The 18791-nt window shown below is 66.6% G+C and carries 21 protein-coding genes; 10 read left to right on the top strand and 11 right to left on the bottom strand.

Going from position 1 to position 18791, the window contains the following annotated elements; genetic code table 11:
- Together ON29_RS28810 and ON29_RS28805 are read right to left on the bottom strand one after the other, a co-directional pair.
- The gene (locus ON29_RS28810; RefSeq protein ID WP_040871150.1) at positions 1-1020 is read right to left on the bottom strand and encodes a hypothetical protein; all 1020 of its coding nucleotides are present in this window, start codon (positions 1018-1020) and stop codon (positions 1-3) included.
- Complete coding sequence (locus ON29_RS28805) at positions 1020-2369, bottom strand: hypothetical protein (RefSeq protein WP_040871149.1); 1350 nt, start codon at positions 2367-2369, stop codon at positions 1020-1022. The genes ON29_RS28810 and ON29_RS28805 overlap by 1 nt, the downstream gene beginning before the upstream one ends.
- Positions 2370-2557: 188 nt before the next feature.
- On the opposite strand from ON29_RS28805, the gene ON29_RS28800 reads away from it, so the two are divergent.
- Complete coding sequence (locus tag ON29_RS28800) at positions 2558-3163, top strand: DUF8020 domain-containing protein (protein WP_040871147.1); 606 nt, start codon at positions 2558-2560, stop codon at positions 3161-3163.
- 53 nt (positions 3164-3216) lie between these two features.
- On the opposite strand, the gene ON29_RS28795 is transcribed toward ON29_RS28800, so the two are convergent.
- The gene (locus tag ON29_RS28795; RefSeq protein ID WP_040871146.1) at positions 3217-3714 is read right to left on the bottom strand and encodes a MarR family winged helix-turn-helix transcriptional regulator; all 498 of its coding nucleotides are present in this window, start codon (positions 3712-3714) and stop codon (positions 3217-3219) included.
- Between the two features lie 118 nt (positions 3715-3832).
- Here ON29_RS28795 and ON29_RS28790 point away from each other — a divergent pair, with 118 nt between their 5' ends.
- Positions 3833-4777 (top strand): NADP-dependent oxidoreductase, encoded by a 945-nt coding sequence (locus ON29_RS28790; protein ID WP_040871145.1) that lies wholly within the window; start codon positions 3833-3835, stop codon positions 4775-4777.
- A 107-nt stretch (positions 4778-4884) separates the two neighbouring features.
- Here ON29_RS28790 and ON29_RS28785 read toward each other — a convergent pair whose 3' ends face one another.
- Both ON29_RS28785 and ON29_RS28780 read right to left on the bottom strand, forming a co-directional pair.
- The gene (locus tag ON29_RS28785; protein WP_040871143.1) at positions 4885-5622 is read right to left on the bottom strand and encodes a MerR family transcriptional regulator; all 738 of its coding nucleotides are present in this window, start codon (positions 5620-5622) and stop codon (positions 4885-4887) included.
- A 40-nt stretch (positions 5623-5662) separates the two neighbouring features.
- Complete coding sequence (locus ON29_RS28780; RefSeq protein ID WP_040871142.1) at positions 5663-7042, bottom strand: serine hydrolase domain-containing protein; 1380 nt, start codon at positions 7040-7042, stop codon at positions 5663-5665.
- Positions 7043-7293: 251 nt separating this feature from the next.
- Between ON29_RS28780 and ON29_RS28775 the strand changes: the two genes are divergently transcribed.
- The 3 genes from ON29_RS28775 to ON29_RS28765 all read left to right on the top strand — a co-directional run bounded on the left by ON29_RS28775 (position 7294) and on the right by ON29_RS28765 (position 8994).
- Positions 7294-8100, top strand: a complete 807-nt coding sequence (locus tag ON29_RS28775; protein ID WP_085994958.1) for a MerR family transcriptional regulator — start codon at positions 7294-7296, stop codon at positions 8098-8100.
- Between the two features lie 227 nt (positions 8101-8327).
- A complete protein-coding gene (locus ON29_RS28770) occupies positions 8328-8684 on the top strand; it encodes a type II toxin-antitoxin system RelE/ParE family toxin (RefSeq protein WP_085994956.1) in 357 nt (118 codons plus the stop codon).
- The gene (locus ON29_RS28765; RefSeq protein WP_040871138.1) at positions 8674-8994 is read left to right on the top strand and encodes a helix-turn-helix domain-containing protein; all 321 of its coding nucleotides are present in this window, start codon (positions 8674-8676) and stop codon (positions 8992-8994) included. Before ON29_RS28770 ends, ON29_RS28765 begins: the two co-directional genes overlap by 11 nt.
- Before the next feature lie 215 nt (positions 8995-9209).
- Here ON29_RS28765 and ON29_RS28760 read toward each other — a convergent pair whose 3' ends face one another.
- The 3 genes from ON29_RS28760 to ON29_RS28750 all read right to left on the bottom strand — a co-directional run bounded on the left by ON29_RS28760 (position 9210) and on the right by ON29_RS28750 (position 10570).
- Positions 9210-9755, bottom strand: coding sequence for a hypothetical protein (locus tag ON29_RS28760; RefSeq protein WP_157172934.1), 546 nt, complete (start codon positions 9753-9755; stop codon positions 9210-9212).
- A gap of 97 nt (positions 9756-9852) precedes the next feature.
- The gene (locus tag ON29_RS28755) at positions 9853-10089 is read right to left on the bottom strand and encodes a hypothetical protein (protein WP_040871136.1); all 237 of its coding nucleotides are present in this window, start codon (positions 10087-10089) and stop codon (positions 9853-9855) included.
- Positions 10079-10570 carry a hypothetical protein gene (locus ON29_RS28750; RefSeq protein ID WP_051175672.1) on the bottom strand — a complete coding sequence of 164 codons (492 nt, stop codon included), beginning with the start codon at positions 10568-10570 and terminating at the stop codon, positions 10079-10081. The genes ON29_RS28755 and ON29_RS28750 overlap by 11 nt, the downstream gene beginning before the upstream one ends.
- Positions 10571-10829: 259 nt before the next feature.
- On the opposite strand from ON29_RS28750, the gene ON29_RS28745 reads away from it, so the two are divergent.
- Positions 10830-11714 carry a helix-turn-helix domain-containing protein gene (locus ON29_RS28745; RefSeq protein ID WP_040871187.1) on the top strand — a complete coding sequence of 295 codons (885 nt, stop codon included), beginning with the start codon at positions 10830-10832 and terminating at the stop codon, positions 11712-11714.
- Entirely contained in the window at positions 11711-11917 is a 207-nt protein-coding gene (locus ON29_RS28740) for a DUF397 domain-containing protein (RefSeq protein ID WP_040871135.1), read from the top strand. The genes ON29_RS28745 and ON29_RS28740 overlap by 4 nt, the downstream gene beginning before the upstream one ends.
- Positions 11918-12026: 109 nt before the next feature.
- On the opposite strand, the gene ON29_RS28735 is transcribed toward ON29_RS28740, so the two are convergent.
- Positions 12027-12932, bottom strand: coding sequence for a nucleotidyl transferase AbiEii/AbiGii toxin family protein (locus ON29_RS28735; protein ID WP_040871134.1), 906 nt, complete (start codon positions 12930-12932; stop codon positions 12027-12029).
- Positions 12933-12949: 17 nt separating this feature from the next.
- Complete coding sequence (locus ON29_RS28730) at positions 12950-13861, bottom strand: type IV toxin-antitoxin system AbiEi family antitoxin domain-containing protein (RefSeq protein ID WP_083864126.1); 912 nt, start codon at positions 13859-13861, stop codon at positions 12950-12952.
- A 303-nt stretch (positions 13862-14164) separates the two neighbouring features.
- Between ON29_RS28730 and ON29_RS28725 the strand changes: the two genes are divergently transcribed.
- The 3 genes from ON29_RS28725 (at position 14165) to ON29_RS28715 (ending at position 17891) form a co-directional block, all read left to right on the top strand.
- Positions 14165-14692 (top strand): lipoprotein LpqH, encoded by a 528-nt coding sequence (locus ON29_RS28725; protein WP_040871132.1) that lies wholly within the window; start codon positions 14165-14167, stop codon positions 14690-14692.
- Positions 14693-14791: 99 nt separating this feature from the next.
- Positions 14792-15592, top strand: coding sequence for a hypothetical protein (locus ON29_RS28720; protein ID WP_040871131.1), 801 nt, complete (start codon positions 14792-14794; stop codon positions 15590-15592).
- Positions 15593-15824: 232 nt separating this feature from the next.
- On the top strand, positions 15825-17891 hold the full coding sequence (locus ON29_RS28715) for a PhoX family protein (protein ID WP_040871130.1): 2067 nt from the start codon (positions 15825-15827) through the stop codon (positions 17889-17891).
- 105 nt (positions 17892-17996) lie between these two features.
- Here the strand turns inward: ON29_RS28715 and ON29_RS28710 are convergent, their stop codons facing one another.
- Positions 17997-18734 carry a glycoside hydrolase family 25 protein gene (locus tag ON29_RS28710; RefSeq protein WP_040871128.1) on the bottom strand — a complete coding sequence of 246 codons (738 nt, stop codon included), beginning with the start codon at positions 18732-18734 and terminating at the stop codon, positions 17997-17999.
- Positions 18735-18791 lie beyond the last annotated feature (57 nt).

Genomic DNA, 18791 nt, shown 5'->3' with positions numbered 1-18791 from the left:
TCAGAAGTCCGAATCCGATGCGGCGGCCGCGATTTCCGCCAGCAAGAGGGAATCGACGGGATTGCCGGACGCGTCGTCCGCGCGGTGCAGCCGCGCCGTGACCAGGTCGCGAATCCGCGCGCGTCGGGTCGCCGCGTCCGGCTCCTGTTCGTCCACGCCGACGCCGGGAACGTAGACCTGCACGGTCACGCCCGCTTCCGCACCGGCCGGGGCCGTGGTCTCGGCGCGCCACAGGTCGCCCTCGCGCAGCAGCGGCACGTCGGCGGCGTCGGTCGCGGTGCGAATCCCGGCGCGGGGATGCAGGTGCGCAGGCACGTCCGCGGGCGAGAGCGGGGCGGCGACCGCGCTCACGCGCACGATCGTGGTCCCGGCCTCGCGCACCACTTCCCAGGACACGGCGCGTTCGGAAGCGTCGAGCAGGCCCGGTGGGCAGCGCTGCCAGTCCCATCCCGCGGTGCCCCTGGCCAGGACGAGCGCGCCAGGTGCGACGGTCGCGGCCGGTCCGGCGGCCAGCGCGTAGTCCTCCGCGCGGCCGAGCGCCACGGTTGCCGTGCGCTGTTCGGTGGCCGCGTCGGCTCCGTCGACGATCAGGTCGCATTCCTCGCTCAGAGCGGTTATCTCGTCCTCGAGCAGGCCCTCGTCCAGCGGGGCGATGCCGTCCAGGATCGACGCGGGCCACCAGCGTGCCGCCCAGCGCGCGTAGCCGAGCCGCCAGGCGCGCGCGGCGAGGTCCGGCAGCGCGGGCTCGGCCGGATATTCCCCTTCGCCGCCGGTCTCCGCGAGGGCGAGGGCCACCTCCGGGCCGTACAACGCCCAGATCCACTCCTGCGCGAGGTCGAGGTCGTCGAGGACCGCCGCCGGGGTCACCTGCCCGCTGAGCAGGCTCCAGGTCAGGTGCCCGCCCGCCACCTCGAGCACGAGCACGTCCACCCCGGCCCGGTCGTCCACGACGGTCGGGGCGTCGTCCGGCGCGATGATCCACAGGTCGTCGCGGCGGCGGATGCGTACGGTCGTGCTCATCAGCTCGCCTTCGATTCCGCCGCGTCCGGCTCACCCGCGTCCACCCGCACACTCAGCGCCCGCTTGACCCGCGTGCGATGGTCCAGGATGACCGAACGCGCCACACCGTCGAGCAGATCCCACAGCTCGTCCGGTTCGTGGATCGGGAACTCCCGAACATCCCTGCCGTGCAGGCGGACCCACAATCGGCGCAGGTAAGGCTGCCAGGGCGTGATCAGTTCGGCGGCGATGGCGGCCAACGGGCCGGTGGGCGGCTCGGCGGACACCACCAGCCGCCGAGCCTGCAACACATACGCTTCGCGCTGCCAGCGGCTGTTGACCAGCTGATGCGCCGTGGATCGCGTTGTGTCCTGCGCTGTTTCGGCCAGACGCAGCCGCGGTCGGCCCGTCGGCGGTTCGCGGCGGTGCTCGATGGGCGCCAATCCGGTCGCCAGCGTGGTTCCCGCCGTCGCCGCCACGCGCAGCGACTCGTCCAGCAGCGCCCACGGTGCGCAACTCCGGGCGATCTCGGCGTCGACCAGCTCGGGGATCGGCGGCAGCTCCGCGCGTTCGGTGGACGCTTGCAACACGGTGAACACCCGCTCGTAGACGGTGCGATCGAATGGACGCCCCAGGGTCGATTTCGAGGCCGAAGTGCCTATCGCGGGGGGCAGCGGCACCGGATGCGCGGTCAGTCCCAGTTCCCGAGCGGACGCGTCCTGCCACAGCCGGATTCCGGTGTGCGTACCGGCATGGGCCGCGACCAGCCGGTCCAGGGTCCCCTGCCCGTCGGCGTCTTCGCCGAGCCGTGCCGCCGCACAGGCTTCCAGCAGCTCGTCCACCTCTGCGTCGTGCTCACCGCCCGCCGGGCCGGTGAGCGGACGCCGCCGCCAGGCCAGCTCGAGCAGCCCCGCCAGCTCCCGTTCCCGGGTGTGGTCGGTGAGGTACTCCTTCAGCGCCTGCGTGGTGCGTCCCGCGGTGTACTCGTGGATCTCACGCAGTGCGTCCTCGGCGACCGCGCGAGCCCGTGCCGGATCGGGCATGCCCGCGGTGGTCGCCAGCTCGAAACAGCGCTGGAAGTACAGGTCCTGCGGGTGCCCCTCGGTGATCCGCAGCGTCCGCCGCACCTGCTTGAGCACCGTGAACCACGCCGCCGTCGCGCGCAACACATCGGCCGCCGCCTGAATGCGTGCCTCCAGCAGCACCGCTCCGTCGGCCGTCAGGATCGGCCCCGCGCACAACGGATGCCGCACGGGCCGGATCACCAGCGGGTCGAGCACAAGCTTCACCGTCCGGCGCAGCGGACCCCCGTGCGGACCGCTCAGCGGTTCGACCCCATCGAGCTTGCGCCACACTTCATCGAGCACCATGGCGCGCGGTCGTCGCATTCGAGCAGTGTATTTGCCGCGACCTCGTCCCGGCGTGTTCACGGCCGGCGCATAGAAACCGGAGTGCACTTACTTCGAACTGTGTGTGGCGTACCACACACCATCGGATTCGACGCCTAAGGTCTGACTCGGTCCGCCCATCAGGGGCAGCTGAGTGGAGGGATTCGAAGATGAAGTTCGAGAAGATCACCGCTGCCGTTTTCCTGGCCGTCTCGGTCTTGGGCATCACCGCGGCGACCGCCCATGCGGAACCGGCCGTGACGGAGCGGCCGACTGCGGAAATCACGACCTCCGGTGTCGATCACGGGATCGACTACCAGATCACCGTTTCGCCACTCGACGGAGTGGTTACCGCCACCGTCGAGAACGGCATGTTCGAGGTCGCGCAGAACGGTGCGGTGGTGCTCGAGTCCGGTGACGGAGCGGTGGTGACCGAAGTGCCGCAACGGTTCGCGGTCGACGGCCGTTCGATCGCGGCTGCCCAGCACATCGGTGCGGACGGCCGCACCATGGCGCTGACCCCGAGGGCGGGAGATATCGCGCAATTGGAGGACATCAGCTCCTACGACCGGCTCAAGGAGCAGATCAACAAGAACCTGCCCGGCGTTGTCACCGGGGCCATCGTGGGCGGTCTCCTCGGGGCATGCGTGATCCTGATATGGGGCGTCAGCATCCCGGTAGGTGCGCTGATCGGTGCGACCGTCGGCGGCTACGCCATGGGCGGCCCGGAGTTCCTCGACGCCGTACAGGCGTTCGTCGCCAACCAGGGCAGGTGAGATAGCGGCCACCTGGCCGGGGGGAAGAGCATCTGCCGGAAACCGGTAGCGCCTTATCGCCGTCGGCGAGGCGCTGCCGAACGAGGTGGCGCCGAACGCATGTGGTCGCGCACCGGCGACAGCAGGTCGGCCAGAGCTTTGGTGTCCTTGCGCGACAGAGGCGCAAAGAGCTGCTGGCTGAGGACCTCGGTATGACCGGGAAGCACCTTCGCGAGCAGCGCCCGCCCGGCATCGGTGATCGTGACCGTAACGCCCCGCTCATCATCCGCGGAGGGCATCCGCGTGACCAGGCCCGCCTTTTCGAGCAGGCTCGCCTGATAGGTCAACCCGCTGCGGCTGTAGACGACGCCGTCGGCCAGGTCGGTCATGCGTTCACTGCCGGTCGGCGAGTCGAGGCCGAGGCGCGCCAAAAGCTGGAACTGCACGTAGCTCAGATCGCCGGCTTCGCGCAGCTGCTGCTCGACCGCGTGCCGAAGCAGGCCCGCCACCTCCATGAGGGCGAAGTACGCGCCCAGTTGGACGGCGTCCAGGGGCCGCGGTGTGTCAGGCATGGCGCGCACTTTACCACTTGCTTCACATTCGAAGCTCTTGCTTTGAGTTCGAAGCACTGCTACGTTGACCATGTGCTTCGAGTTCGAAGCACATGACCCTCGAGAGTGAGGCACCTCGATGAAGACAGTTCGATTCCACGAGTACGGCGCCCCCGATGTCCTTCGCTACGAGGACGTCGACGAGCCCATCCCCGGTACCGGACAGGTGCGAGTGCGCGTCGCCGCGACGACGTTCAACGGCGTGGACGGCAACATCCGCGCAGGTCTCATGCAGGGCCCGATGCCGCTGACCTTGCCGCATACCCCCGGCGTGGATGTCGCGGGAACCGTCGACGCGCTCGGCGAGGGCGTCAACGGCCTGGATATCGGTGACCAGGTCGTCGGCTTCCTGCCGTTCGTCGATGACGGTGCTTCGGCGGAGTACGTCCTCGCGCCCGCGGAGAGCCTGGCGGCGGCGCCGACGAGCATCCCGCTCGCCGACGCGGCCGCGCTGCCCGTGGTCGGTCTCACCGCGTGGCAGGCTCTGTTCGACCACGCCGAGCTGAAGGCCGGACAGCGGATCCTGATCAGCGGCGCAGGCGGAGCTGTGGGCGGCTACGCGGTACAGCTGGCCAAGGCCACCGGCGCCTATGTGATCGCGACCGGCAGCCCCCGCAGTGGTGAGCACGTCAAGGCAGCGGGTGCCGATGAGGTCATCGACCACACCAGCACCGAGGTGACCACCGCGGTGACCGAGCCGGTCGACATCCTGCTCAACCTCGCGCCGATCGGCCCTGCCGAGTTCACAGCGCTGGCCGGGCTGGTCCGCGATGGCGGCGTCGTGGTCAGCACCACCGTGTGGATGCCCGCTCCGGCCGACGAGGAACGCGGCGTGCGCGCCATCGACGTCTTCGTCCGCAGCGACGCGAAGCAATTGTCGGAATTGGTTGCGCGCGTGGACCGTGGCGAACTGATCGTCGACGTCACCGAGCGTGTCCCGCTGACAGACCTGGCGTCGGTCCACGCCCGGGCGGCCGCGGGGACGCTGTTGGGCAAGGTCATCGTTCTCCCGGCCAACGGCTGACTCACCCGTCCGCCAGGCGACAGCGACACTCGAGAAGATGTCGGCTCCCCGGGCCGGTGGCGAAAATCGACCGCCTTATCGACAGCGAACAGCAGGGCGGGTGCTGGCTACGGCGGCGTGAAGCCGTCTGGCGACTCGATCTGCGCCAGTCGTTCCCAGGCGGGCGAGGTGATTCCGACTGATTCGTTTACCAGGCGGATCAATTTCGGGTCCGGTGTCGGGGTTGTCCGGCCCGCTCCGGTGCGTCTGCCGGTCAACCATCGTCGGGTGCGGTCGGCGAGGTCCACCAGGCGCGGGTCGTCCGGAGACCAGTCGAACGCGGCGTCGTAGTCGAGATAGATCGCCTGGAATCGGGGGTCGTCGATGGCGTCGAGCTTGTCGGTGACCCAGGCCGACGCCTGTCCCGGGGCGGCCGATCGCATCAGAATCCAGATGTCGCGCTCCATCCGGACGGCCCGGTCGCTGACCCCGAGTTGCCGCAGGCGGTCGAGGTACTCGGCGACTTCGGTGGACACGAACAGGCGGTCGCCGGAGTTCAATTCGGCGATCTGCTCGCGGGTCCGGCGGATCTCCTCAGCGCGTTCGGCGAGTGTGCGGTCGATCTGGGCGATCGCTGCCGCGAACTCTTCGGAGTTCGCGGTGAGCAGTTCCTTGACACGCGCCAAGGGCACACCGGCCTGCGCCAGTGTCTTTATCCTGACCAGATCGATGGCGTCTTCGGCGCGGTAGCGGCGATAGCCGGAGGAGTCGCGCGCCGGTTCGGGAAGCAGGCCGCGCTCGTGGTAGACGCGCACGGCCTTGATCGTCACGCCCGCATACCGTGCGAGCTGTCCGATCGTGATCATGCGCGTCTCCCTTCGGTGCTGCGTCATCCACCCGTGGTCGTCATCGCGCCCGGGCGAACAATCGACCGGCGAGGTCGATCCCGGTCACGGCGCCGGATTCGTCACGGGTGAAGAACCCGCGTTGTCCTTGCAGACCGCCCTCGGTGACGATGTACTCGTCCGCCTCGCCGGGCAGCAGGCCGAGGGTAGCCGGTGGCAGGTCGGGCGGCAGTTCGGTGTCTGCGGCGGCCCGGACCTCCGGTTTGATCGCGCATCCGATCGTCATCCCGGCCCCGTCGGTGGCGAGCGTGAGCCGCATCATCTCGTTCTCGTAATACCCGACGATCTCCGCTGCCCGCGCCCCGTCGTAGGGCATCGGTTCCGGGTCACGTTCGACCACACCGAGGTAGTGCTCGAGCACCCGATTCACCACGGCACGGTTGAACGCGAGGCCGGCGTCCGGGCCCGCGTTCGACGTCACGGCGACGGCGAAATTCCGCTCCGGCACGATGAGCAGGTCCGCGAACTGGCCGTTGCCCGATCCGCCGTGTCCGATGGTCGCGACACCGTCCACCTCGCGCAGGAACCAGCAGATGCCGAAGGCGTCACCCAGTGTGCTCCCGCGTAGTTCCACCGTCGGCTGCCGCATCCGGTGCAGCAGTTCGGTGGACAGGAGGCGTTCACCGCCGTCGGTCCGGCCGTCGCCGAGATGAAACCGCGCCCAGCGCAACAGGTCACTCACCGACGTCGCCACGCCGCCGCCGGGGTTGTTTGAGCGGTTGTCCTTCCACTGCCGGGCAACCTCCAGCACACCGTCGGCATCGACGTTGTGTCCCACCGCGAACCGCCGGGTTCTGACGTCGTTGACCGCGTAGCGGCTGTGTGCCAGTCCGAGCGGTTCGAACAACAGCGACGCGACGGCCCTTTCGAAGGTCGATCCGGTGACGTGCTCGATGATCCGTCCGGCCAGATTGAATCCCGCCTGGCTGTAGGAGGCCCGGGCTCCCGGTGCCGCGATCAGCGGCGATTCGGCGAGTGCTACCGCGTGCCGCGCCAAGGCGTCGTCTCCTTCACCGGGGTCGACGCCGAGCTTCCACTCCAGCCCGGCCGTATGGTTGAGCAGCCGTAACACGGTGATTTCGTCCGCCGCCGCATCGGTGCGCACGAATTCCGGAACGTACCGCCGCACCGGCGCGTCCAACTCCACCCGGCCCTCGGCGACCAGCCGCATGAGCGCGGTCGCGGTGAAGGTCTTGCTCACGGATCCGACCACGAACATCGTGTCCCGGTCCACCGGAAGCGGATTGTCCACGCTCGTCACCCCATGGCATGCGAAATCCTCTCGGCCATCGGCCAGCACCCCGACGGCCACACCCGGTACGCCCAACTTCCCAGCCGAGGCCGCTACAAAGTCCGACAATTCCTGTGATGTCTCGTTCATGCCACCATGCTCGAACCCTGCCCCTAGGGCAAGGTCAAGTCGGCGGCCAGAAGCGGATGACGGCTTGACCCTCACGTCGCGTGAGGCTGGAGGGTGGAGCGCATGAGTGACTACTACAACGCGTTCGAGATGAGTCCCGTGCCCGCTCCCGGCCCGGATGTGGTTGCCTTTCGATCCGGCCAGTGCGGAGGCGCGGAACCTCGCGGCCGTCGGGATCACCCCGCCGGGCGTCCGTGGCGACAATGATGAGCATGCCTGATGCCCCTGACGCCGATGGCTTGACCGTCGGTCAGGTCTCAAAGCGTCTGGGCGTGACAGTCCGCGCGCTGCACCACTGGGATGAGATCGGTCTGGCGCGACCGTCGCTGCGCACGGTCGCCGGATACCGGCTCTACACCGCTGGCGATCTGGAACGCCTGAACCGCATCGTGGTCTACCGTGAACTCGGTCTCGGCCTGGACGATATCCGGGCCATCTTGGACGGCTCGGCCGCAGACGTGCCCGGCGCACTGCGCGCGCAGCGCACCCAGATCGCCGAACGGATCGACCGCCTCCAGCAACTCAGCGCCGGTCTGGATCGGATGATCGACGCCCACGATCGCGGGCTGCTGCTGACCGTCGAGCAGCAGGCCGCGATCTTCGGCCCCCGGTGGAACCCGGACTGGCCCGCCCAAGCGCGTCAGCGCTATGGAGACACGAAGCAATGGCAGCAGTACGCCGAACGCTCGGCATCTCGCCGTCCAGAGGAATGGCAGACCATCGCCGACGCCATCGCCGACCTCGACCGCGCTTTCGAGGCTGCGATGGACGCGGGCGTCACACCCGGTAGCCCGGAAGCGAATCGACTCGTCGAGTGGCACCGCGAGATCTTTTCTTCTTCGTACTTTCCCCTCACCAGGCAGATGCAGGTCTGTCTCGGCCGCATGTACGAGGCCGATCCGGGATTCGCCGCCCACTACGACGGCATCCGCACCGGCCTCGCCACGTGGTTGCGTCGAATCATCGATGCCAGCGCGCGCGCCCACGGCATCGACCCCGACACCGCGACTTGGCAGTAGATCCTCCGCAACCGCCAGTACCAGTTCATCCAGCTCGTCGTCGGTCACGTACACGGCGAGACGGCATTCGACTGGGGATGCGCGCCGGCCGGGCTCGCTCGCGTCGGGCAGTTCGAGTCCCACCGCGAACTCCCAAACCTGGCGTTCGTCGTCGTTCTATACAGCCTTCCGGGGAAAATAACGTAGTCGTTGTATAACGTTGAGGATATAATCGATGCGTGTGGACTGTGATCCTGACGGACGAGGTCGAGGAGTGGTTCGTCACCTTGGCCCGCACCGATGCCCAGCAGGCCGCTCGGGTCGAGGCGGCCATCGACACCCTCGCCGACGAGGGGCCGCTGCTCGGTCGCCCGCTGGCGGACCGGATCAAGGGGTCGGAACTGCACCACCTGAAAGAACTTCGGCCGTTGACGACCCACATACGCATTCTGTTTGCCTTCGACCCCGACCGTCAGGCGATCCTGCTGGTCGCAGGAGACAAGGCCGGCCAGTGGAAACAGTGGTACATAGACAATATCCCGGTAGCCGAAAAGCGCTATCAACGATGGCTCGACACGAAGGACAGTGAGGACGATGGCACGTAGTTGGAAGGACGTGAAGACTGACGTGCATGCGCAGGGACTCATCGATCCGGCGCATGTCGCCGAGGCAAAGCTAGAGATCGAAGGGGCGCAGCGGGCTTATCGGCTGGCGCAGGTCCGTAAGGCTCAGGCGCGCACACAGACTGAGATCGCCCAGGCGATGGGTGTGACGCAGGCGCGGGTGTCCAATATCGAGCGCGGCGACATGTCACACACCGAACTCGGCACATTGGCGGCCTATGTTCGCGCGCTCGGAGGAAAGCTGCGAGTGGTGGCTGAATTCGGCAATGGCGACACTTTGGCTCTGCAATAACTGCAGTACGCAGAAAGGCCTCTCGGTCGGTGAATCCTGGCGATGACCAGCCGTTGCCATCCACCTAAAACGGATGGCCCAGGCCAGGCGGTTCGATGCCATACGGGCAGGTCAAGGCCGTGAAGGATCCCGATCCGTCGCTGGCGATTCTCGTTGATCATCCCCGTTGCGCCCTGCCGCGAACGTGTAGAGGCCCCGGAGCTGACCGGCCGAGTTCACGGCCCGTCGTACAGGCGCTCGTTCGGCAACCGCCGCAGGCCGGTGGTGTCGCCTGGGATTACCTCTACGGAGTCGACGAAGGGTCGCTGGTGCTGCTCTTGGAGGAACCATAGTGCGGATGTGAGGCAGGCGGCGAAGTCCAGCCGGTGCCCGTCGATCACCACCGCCAGACGCACGTCCGGCTGCTCCGGGTGCGGCGACACCTGCTCTCGGGTGCGGTCGATTGGTTGGTGCGTACGCCGCACGGCAGATCCCGTGCGGGCTGCCCGCATGATCACTCCCTGACGATGTACCTCGGAAGGACCGCCTGGCGCGTCACCGGCGCTTTCCGATTTCCTGATTCTGTACAGCGCCGCTATGTAGGTGGCACAGGTCATGGGCGGGCAATCTTGGTGATGGTGGTAGGCGGTGCGCGCGGCCTCGTAGCTCTGCATCGGCCAGTGCGGGTTGTTGTGGTCCAACCACGAGAGCGTCCGGGCGAGGACGTTGGTGTCGTAGCACGGTCCGTTCGACTCGGCCTCGACATCGCCATTGGCGACCAATTGTTCGAACACCTCCCACGAAAAGGGCGGCGCGGAGCCGCGACAGCACTTCGGAGTTATTGGCATTGCCGCCACGCTTCAGGTGGAGCGATAGCGGCTATGCCGGAACCGGTTCCGCGCGCACCCAGGGATCGCGGCGCGGTTCGGTGAGGTCACACAGGCACTCGATATCGGCGTCGGATGGCAGGGATCGGCTCGCGGCCTGTTTCAGATAAAGCTTTTCGGCACGGCTGACGCGATATTCGAGGATCGCCGTGCTCGCGAAGAAACAGATCGCAAGCCATGAGACGACCCCGAAAGCTATGAGTACGGGCACCATCTCGTTACCAGCCATAACGCGGAGCCGTGGCCGTCTGCGGCGGAACTTCGGACCATGCCCGTACGGCATCGACGACAACGAGGCCGGACGGAAGGAAAGCGCTCCGAGCCGGGACAATCCATTGCCGGATGGAGCCGTTCGGGCTAGGAGAGGGCAGTGCGATGACGGCTCCCTCTCGCGCGATGCTCACGTCCTTGCGGAACATCTCAGCGAACAGCTTGACGTCGTCGTCCTCGATGTCGGGACGGACGAGAAAAGTCCACCGATCCGAACGCGGATGTCCGACAACGGGTCCGAGAGCGATGCCGCTGCACTGCATGTGCGCTTTCACCGCCTGACCCAACCTGCTCGGCATCGTCACCGCCCACACCGATCCGGCGCGCATCACGATCCGGCCGAGTTCCGGAGGGTCGATCACGGCATTGAATCCGCAACTCCTGCGGTAGAACATGCAGCGGGACCGTGGTGTGTCCCCGAACGCATCCTGTTGGTCCATCGAAGAACTCTGCTCCCATCGAACGACGGTTAGGTGTGCGCCCAGCCCCGTGCCTCCTGCGATACCCGAGGGCGGAGGACTCCTTCGCCTCCTACTGGGCGCGCTACCCAGGACATCATGAGCAGGCCAAACTGGCATTGCCATTTCAGATATCGCGGAAAACTGCCCTAAAGGTGCAGGACAACTGCCAAACTGGCGAAGCTGGATGTCCAAACTGGCAATGACAAGGTGCCAGACTGAACATGGTGGGGAGCAGGTAATGGTAGGAAGCACGGCCCGAAGGGCGCTGCCGCGCCGCGCATTGGGTCGATACCTTCGCGAGCAACGCAACAGCCAGGGCCTCAAACTAGCGGACGTCGCTGAGCTCATGGAGTGGAGCATCAGCAAACTGGGCCGCATCGAGCGCGGCGAAGAAGGCAAACTACGGAAGGCCGATGTCCAACAGCTGTGCGAGATTCTGGGCTTCAGCGCGGAGCGAACGGCCGTCATGGTCGGACTCGCCCAGCAAGCCGATGTGAAGAACTGGTGGCACGCCTTTGGTGATCTCATACCCGATGGCTTCGTGATGTACGTCGACATGGAGTCGTCCGCCCATGAGATGACGATCTACCGGCCGGACCTGGTTCCAGGCTTGTTGCAGACGGCCGCCTACGCTCGCGCGCTGGACCGGATCTACTTCCCGCACGATTCCGAAGACGAGCAGGAGCGGCGCATCCGGCTGCGGCTCGAACGGCAATCCATCCTTACCAGGAAGACGAAGCCGACCCGCATCGAAGTGGTACTCCACGAGTCGGTGTTACACACGATAGTCGGCGATCCGGCAACCATGGCCGCGCTGCTGCGTCACCTAGCGGACATGAGTACTCGACCCAACGTAAGCATCCGGGTCTTGCCGTACACCGCTGGCATTCCGATCGGCGTACCTATCGGCCCATTCGTGATTCTCGACTTCGCGCCAGACGTGGAGGGCGTATCCGAACCGACCGTGATCTACGTCGAGAACTTCACTGGAGACATGTACCTTGAGCGCGAAGAAGACGTGAACAGTTACCGTGAAGCGTCTGCAACTATCCAACGTGCTGCGTTGGACGCCGTGACTAGCCGGAACATGTTCCGGCGGCTAGCAAGGGAGTTTTCGTCGTGACCGTTGATTTGTCCGGGGCGCGTTGGTTCAAGAGCAGCCGCAGCTCGGGAGGCAAGGAATGCGTTGAGGTGGCGTTTCTTGACGGCGGTCAGGTCGGCGTGCGCGACTCGAAGAATTCGACCGGCCCCGCGCTGGTGTTCACCCCCGGTGAGTGGGACGCGTTCACCGCTGGCGTGAACGACGGTGAGTTCAAGCGCCCGTAGCAGTAAGCGATCACTGCGGCCCGGCCCGCTGTCCTCGGAGGGACGGCGGCCGGGCCGTTCTCGTTGTAATAGCCGGTAGGTGGCGGTGGTTCGACTGTGCCGACCGTCGTCATTCCCAGGTGTTTCGTTCGTGGCTCCATGTCGCTTCATGATCAGCAGCGGGAAGCGAACTGAGGATTCGGCTGTAGCAACGGCTTGCCGCGGCGAGTGCCATGTCGAAGTCGTGGTAGTCGGCAGCGAGCGGACTTTCGCGCGCGGTAGCCGACCACCTGACCGGCCAGGTGGGGCCTGGACTTTCGAGGGCCGTGGGCAGTGCGGGAATGTTGCGAAGAGCTTTCTCGCGTTCGAGGGCTGTGACGGTGGAGGAGAGATCGATTGCGAGAAAGCCGCTGATCAACAGGAGATCCACCAGGTCGCGGTAGCGTCCTGACTCCGTACCGACGGCGCCGTGGATCTCATACATCGCGCAGATCTTGTCGGCGATCTGGTCGGCGAGCGGATAGAGCTGGACGGTGGTCTCCTGCGAGAAGTCGGCGGTATCGACCAACCGGGGGATGGGGCGGCGCTCGACTTGCCCGACGAGTTCACGGCGGGCGGAGGAAAGGTCGATCGAGAAAGCGTCGAAAACCTTTCCGCCGAGCAATGCCTCGACACGTACAGCCACTCCCTTGCCGTTGCTCAACTGGATCGGCGGCCCGACTTCGAAAAGGAAGTGGTCGATGGCGTGGTTGCGGCCGGTGTGACGCAAAGCTTCCACTGCCTCTGACATGTTCATGGCTACGAGTAGGTCGATGTCCTTGCTGTAGCGCGCGTCGGGCAGGCGCACCATCATGCCGACTCCGCCTTTGAGGATCCATCCCTCAGGGTCCATGTCGAAGACGCGAGCCAGGAACCTGGCCATGACGAAGCGGCGGCGCACAAGGTTGAGGCTTTGTTTGTTCGCTTTCGCGTAGTTGTTCAGCCGGGTCGTGATGCTCGTCCGAACGGCCTGGGGTGAACGCGATGACGAGCTCATCGGTCGGTACTACTCCTCTATTGTGTTGTGCGCCTGAGTACTTCCAGGATATGTGGATCGATCTTGCTCAGGCTTTCGGCTGCCTGCCGCACGGATCTCAGGGTGTCGGGATCGATCTTCCGCAGTTGCGCGGCGGCCTGCAGGATGGATTCGAACGCGGGATTCGTCAGTTCGGACGCCGCTGCCCTGAGTGCGGACTCGTCCGGCGAGTGGCTGTCTCGGAAGGCGGCGGCTTCGGAGTGGCGCCTCGCGATGTCCGCCATGGCCAGGGTGTTGACCGGTACTCCCGCCTGCACGATGAGCGCTTCGAGGAAGCCGTGCCCGTCCAACGCTCGATACCCATAGCCGAAGGCATGGGGCGCGAGTGCCGCTACGGCATCTTCGGTAGTGGTCAGGTTGCGTGTGAGCGCGTCACGAACAACCGAAGCGAGATGGCCGGAATCGAGACCTGCCGCGGCGAGGTCGCTGATAGTTCGGTGGGGAGTGGTCACCGGTAGCTCATCGACTATCTGCCAGTCATCGCGGGTGATGTGGCCCCGATGGATTTCGATGTCGGGCAGTGACAGCCGGATCCGCCGGGTCGTGGTCAGTTCCACGACGTCAGCGTCCAGATCTCCCAGTCGGTGCAGCTCGGCGGCGGTTCGATGAGATAACACCCCGGTGGGCACTTCCTGCTCCAGGCGTTGCCACGCGACGAGGTCCGGATTCAGCGCGAACCACGCCACTCGCATCTCCAGATGCTCGTCGTGCGGGACGCGAGCGAGCCGATAGAGGCCATGATGAAGCCGCTCCAGCACCCCGGAGTCGCTCAGGCGCTTGAGCTGTTGCGGTGTCACGGACGCGACCTCCCGCGCCTGTCGACTGGTGACCAGGCCTCTCTGCTCTGCTGCCAGGGAAATCAGATCAGCGACGTGACTTCCTGTAGCCATGTCACGAAGATACCTGAATTAGATAACTAATGAAGCAAGGTATGTAATTTTCGCGCCAGGTCTAGGTCGTTCGGCGCCGATCGGCCTTGCTCCATCTTGACCGAGGTGTCGGGCGGGTTTCCGGAGAGACGATCCGGTTCCCCGGAATCGTTGGGCGCAGTCGCACGTCATCTACCTGCGCATATGCGGAAAACCTGGGATCGGTAGGGCGCGCATCGTTCCTACCTTTTACTCAACGGCCCCACAGGAGGGCCGGAGAACAGGACCAGGGGCCCCGCCCCTCGAACGACAAGGACACAGACCATGAACGCCACTTCGCTCCGCATCGCCGCCGCCGCTTTCGCCGCCGCCGCCGCAGTCGCGGTTCTCACCGGATGCGGTGACAGCAAGGGCAGCTCCCCGGCCGCGCCCGCGCCATCCTCGGCCCAGCCCGCCCCGGGGGGTAAGTCGGTCGCTTCGGTCGACGGCAAGGCCTTCGACGCCAAGTTCACCACCACCTGCGCGAAGCAGGGCGGCACCCTGGCGCTGGCGCTGACCGACACGGAGAACTCCGCTTACGGCAACCTCTCGGTGAGCGCGACCATCACCGACGCGAACACCGTGCAGGCGGTCGGGATCGCGGGCAGCAAGGGCGGCGACAACGGCCTGCCCTACGCGGTGGGCTTCGGCAACGGCATGCCGGGCGGCTCCGCCACGGTCGTGAAGGACGGCAACACCTACAAGGTCACCGGCGAGGGCGTCGGCGCTCCCGACCTGACCAACCCGCTGGCCGGGCCGAAGACCTCGAAGTTCGACATCACCTTCGCCTGCTCGGCCATCGTCGGCGCCTGATCGCCGCATGCCCCCGCTGCGCCCCCGTCATCCTGGCCGACCCGCCGGGATGACGGGGCGCGGCGAATCCCGAAACCTCGCACGCTCGAAGGAAATGCCATGAAGAAGATCCGTCTGATCGCCCTCGCCCTCGCCGCCGCCGCGATCGGCTACTACGTCTACCACGCCGTTACCTACGTCCCCACCAGCGAATGGGAGCCCTCCGGAATGGGCTGGCTCGGCTTCGAGATGGCGCTGCCGATCATCGCGCTCACCCTGGTCCCCATGGTCTTCGCGTTCACCGGCGAAGGCATCATGAGCGCGCTGACCGGCCGCAACAGCGCGGAGTTCCGCGACGGGCTCACCGGCCTCGGCACCGTCCGTTCGGTGCGGCAGACCGGCGTCACCGTCAACGACCAACCGCAGGTCCACGTCGAGTTCAGCGTCGAAGGCGCGGACGGCAAGACCTTCCATTCCTCCGCGAAGATGATCGTGCCGTTCACCGAACTGGCGCTGCTGCGCGCCGGTGTGGTGCTGCCGGTGCGCTACCTGCCCGGCCGGACCGACAAGGTCGAGGTGGACCTGTCCGGCGACGCGTCCGCCGCGCAGCGGGCCATGAACGAGTCCCTGATCCGCAAGGGCATCACCACGCGGCACAAGCTCGACATCGCCGAGCGTGGCATCGCCACCCAGGCGGTGGTGCAGTCGCTGTCGGTCACCGGCGCGATCCGCGACGGTCACTCCGAGGTCCAGCTCGGCCTGGTGGTCACCCGGCCGGACGGGTCGAGCTTCACCACCCGGGTGACGAAGTTCCTCGCACCAGCCAGCGTCGCCCAAGTGCAGGTGGGGCGCATCCTGCGGGCGCACTACCTGCCCGAGAACGAGAGCGAGGTCGTCATCGCCCTGCCGGTCAACGCCTGATGGGCGAGCCGGACGAACTTCGCGCCGGGCCGGCCGGGAACGAGGCGACCGCCCGCAGACACCAATGCCGCGTCGATTCGAGATCATCGAGTCGGCGCGGCATTCGTTGTTCCCAGGTCTGGCTGTCGCGCAATCTCAGGGTTACGTAATTGGGCGGCTGTTCACTTTGTCGTCCCTTCCGGATCGTCCGCATGGTCTACCGTGCGGCCATCGGCCCAACCCAGGAGTCACCGTGAGTCTTCAGCCACTCGCCCTTTTCGTTCAGCACGACGGCCAATCGTCGCGCGCCGCCGTGACCTGTGAATACAAGTGCGCGAACGCGTGCTTCCACGAGGCGCCGAACACCTCCGCGGGCGCCTACTTCGGTGACATCGTCAGCTCGCTGAACCGGCGCGGGCTGATCAAGGGCGGTGCGGCCGCCGTGCTCGCGGTCGGGGCGGGCAGCGTCCTCGCCGCCTGCGGTGACGACAGCGAGCCCGCATCCGTGGCGGCGACTTCGCCCGCGGGCCCGCCGGGAACCGGTGTCGACTTCACCGCCGTGGCGCCGAACAAGGAAGACGCCGTGGTGATCCCGGACGGCTACGAGCAGTCCGTCGTGATCCGCTGGGGCGATCCGCTGTTCCCTGACGCGCCCGCCTTCGACTTCGACAAGCAGACCGCCGCCGCGCAGGCCGAGCAGTTCGGCTACAACAACGACTTCGCCGCTCTGCTGCCGATCGAGGGCCAGGCCAATGGCTACCTGCTCGTGGTCAATCACGAGTACACGACCAGCCCGCACATGTTCCGTGGCTACAACAAGGACGCGCCGACCGACGAGCAGATCGCGGTCACCATGGCCGCCCACGGACTGACCGTGGTCGAGGTGCGCGGCGAATCCGGTTCGGGCAAGCTGGTTCCCGCCTTCGGCAAATACAACCGCAGGATCACCGCGACCACCGAGTTCAAGCTGACCGGTCCCGCCGCGGGCAGCGATTTCGTGAAGACTTCGGCCGATCCGACCGGCACCAAGGTATTCGGCACGTTCGCCAACTGCTCCGGCGGCCTGACCCCGTGGGGCACCGTGCTGTCGGGCGAGGAGAACTTCCACGCCTACTTCGCCAACGCGGACAAGGTGACCGAGCCGGCCGCCGCCGCGCGGTTGAAGCGCTACGGTTTCGCCGCGGGCAAGACCGCCAACCTGTGGGAGCGCGCGGACAAGCGCTTCGATCTGGCGCAGGAACCCAACGAGGCCAACCGATTCGGGTACGTCATCGAGGTCGACCCGTGGGATCCGAACTCGACGCCGATCAAGCACACCGCGATGGGCCGGGTGAAGCACGAGGCCGCCACCATCTACGTCACGAAGAACGGCGACGTCGTCTCCTACACCGGTGACGACGAGAAGTTCGACTACATGTACAAGTTCGTGTCCTCGCGCAAGATCCAGCCGGGCACCGGGGCGGCGAGCATGCGGCACAACCTGACCATCCTGGACGCGGGCACGCTGTACGTCGCCAAGCTCACCGGTGATCACGCGGACAAGATCGACGGCACCGGCGCCGAGCCGTCGGACAAGGGCTTCACCGGCACCGGCAAGTGGATCCCGCTGCTGGAAACCGGCGTGGACGGCAAGGGAAAGTCGCTGGTCGAGGGCATGAGCGCGGAAGAGGTGGCGGTGTTCACCCGCCTGGCCGCCGACAAGGTGGGCGCCACCAAGATGGACCGCCCGGAGGACTTCGAGGCCAACCCGTACACCGGCAAGGTGTACGTGGCGCTGACCAACAACGACAACCGCGGTGCGGAGGGCAAGCAGGGGCCGGACGAGGCGAACCCGCGCAAGCTCAACAAGAACGGCCAGATCCTGGAGATCGACGACAACCACACCGGCACCGATTTCACCTGGTCGCTGCTGCTGGTCTGCGGCGATCCCGCGGCGGCGGACACCTACTTCGCCGGTTACGACAAGTCGAAGGTCAGTCCGATCTCCTGCCCGGACAACCTGGCGTTCGACCCGTACGGCAACCTGTGGATCTCCACCGACGGCAACGCCATGAAGTCGAACGACGGCTTGTTCGCCGTGGTGCTCGACGGGCCGAATCGCGGTCAGACCAAACAGTTCCTGACCGTCCCGCGCGGCGCGGAGACCTGCGGCCCGGTGGTCGGCGAGGCACGGGTGATGGTGTGCGTGCAGCACCCCGGCGAGGCCGACGACGCCACTCCCGACAACCCGTTGTCGCACTGGCCCGACGGCGGCGCCTCCCAGCCTCGCCCCTCGGTCGTTGCGGTCTGGAAGAAGGCAGGCGGCCGCATCGGCGCCTGAGACCACAGCCGCGGCTACCGGCCCCTGCGACCACGGCCGACCATCATCCGCGGCTCTCCCCACGGGTGGAGCCGCTACCCGACTGGGCGGGTAGCGGCTCCGCTCTCAGCTACTGCCGGTGCCGCTGATGTTGGCGTAGCCGGCGAAATCACCCTGGGCTCCGCTGTAGACGTTGAGGTCGACGCGGCCCGCGATGCCGGGGATGGCGCCGCTGTCGGTGGTCTGCCAGAACGTCCAGGTAGACCAGCCGCCGGGCACCTCGGGTTGGGCGTTGCCGCGATAGTCGGCGATCCACAGTGGGTAATCGGCGAACTCGGCGGTGTCGGCCATCGCGGTACGCCAGAAGTTGGGATAGGTGTAGACGATGGGGACGCGGCCGGTGAGCGTTTCCACGGTGTTCAGGTAGCGGCGGGTCCAGTCGATCAAAGCCGCCGGGCCGAGACCGCCGGAGTCCTCCAAGTCCAGCACGGGCGGCAGGTCGAGCGGTCCGTTCTGTCCGAGCACCACCGCCGCGTACAGCGCGGCCTGAGGTTCGGGCGGCAGGTTGGGGCGGGCGTAGTGGTAGGTGCCCCGAGCCATTCCGGCCGCGCGCATCAGCAGGCTGTCGGGCACGAAGTACGGGTTGATGTAGCTGAGCCCCTCGGTGGCCTTGACCATGGCGAAGTTGTGGCCGGCGCGCCTGACCGCGAACCAGTCGATCGGACTACCGCCGGTGTGCTGCCACGAGGAGACATCCGGACCGGTCGGCGCCGCGGTCGCGGGGAGCGTGGCGACGAGGATGCCGGACAGTGCGAACAGCGACAGCGCCGTGCCGCGGCGAGTGGTCGACCTCCAGATACCCATGCCGCACGACGATAGCCATTCGCTCTGGCTGTTACCAGTGTGACGAATGGGGTGTCA

This window comes from Nocardia exalbida NBRC 100660 (assembly GCF_000308575.1).
Classification (GTDB): domain Bacteria; phylum Actinomycetota; class Actinomycetes; order Mycobacteriales; family Mycobacteriaceae; genus Nocardia; species Nocardia exalbida.
This window is presented reverse-complemented; position numbering and strand designations above follow the sequence as displayed.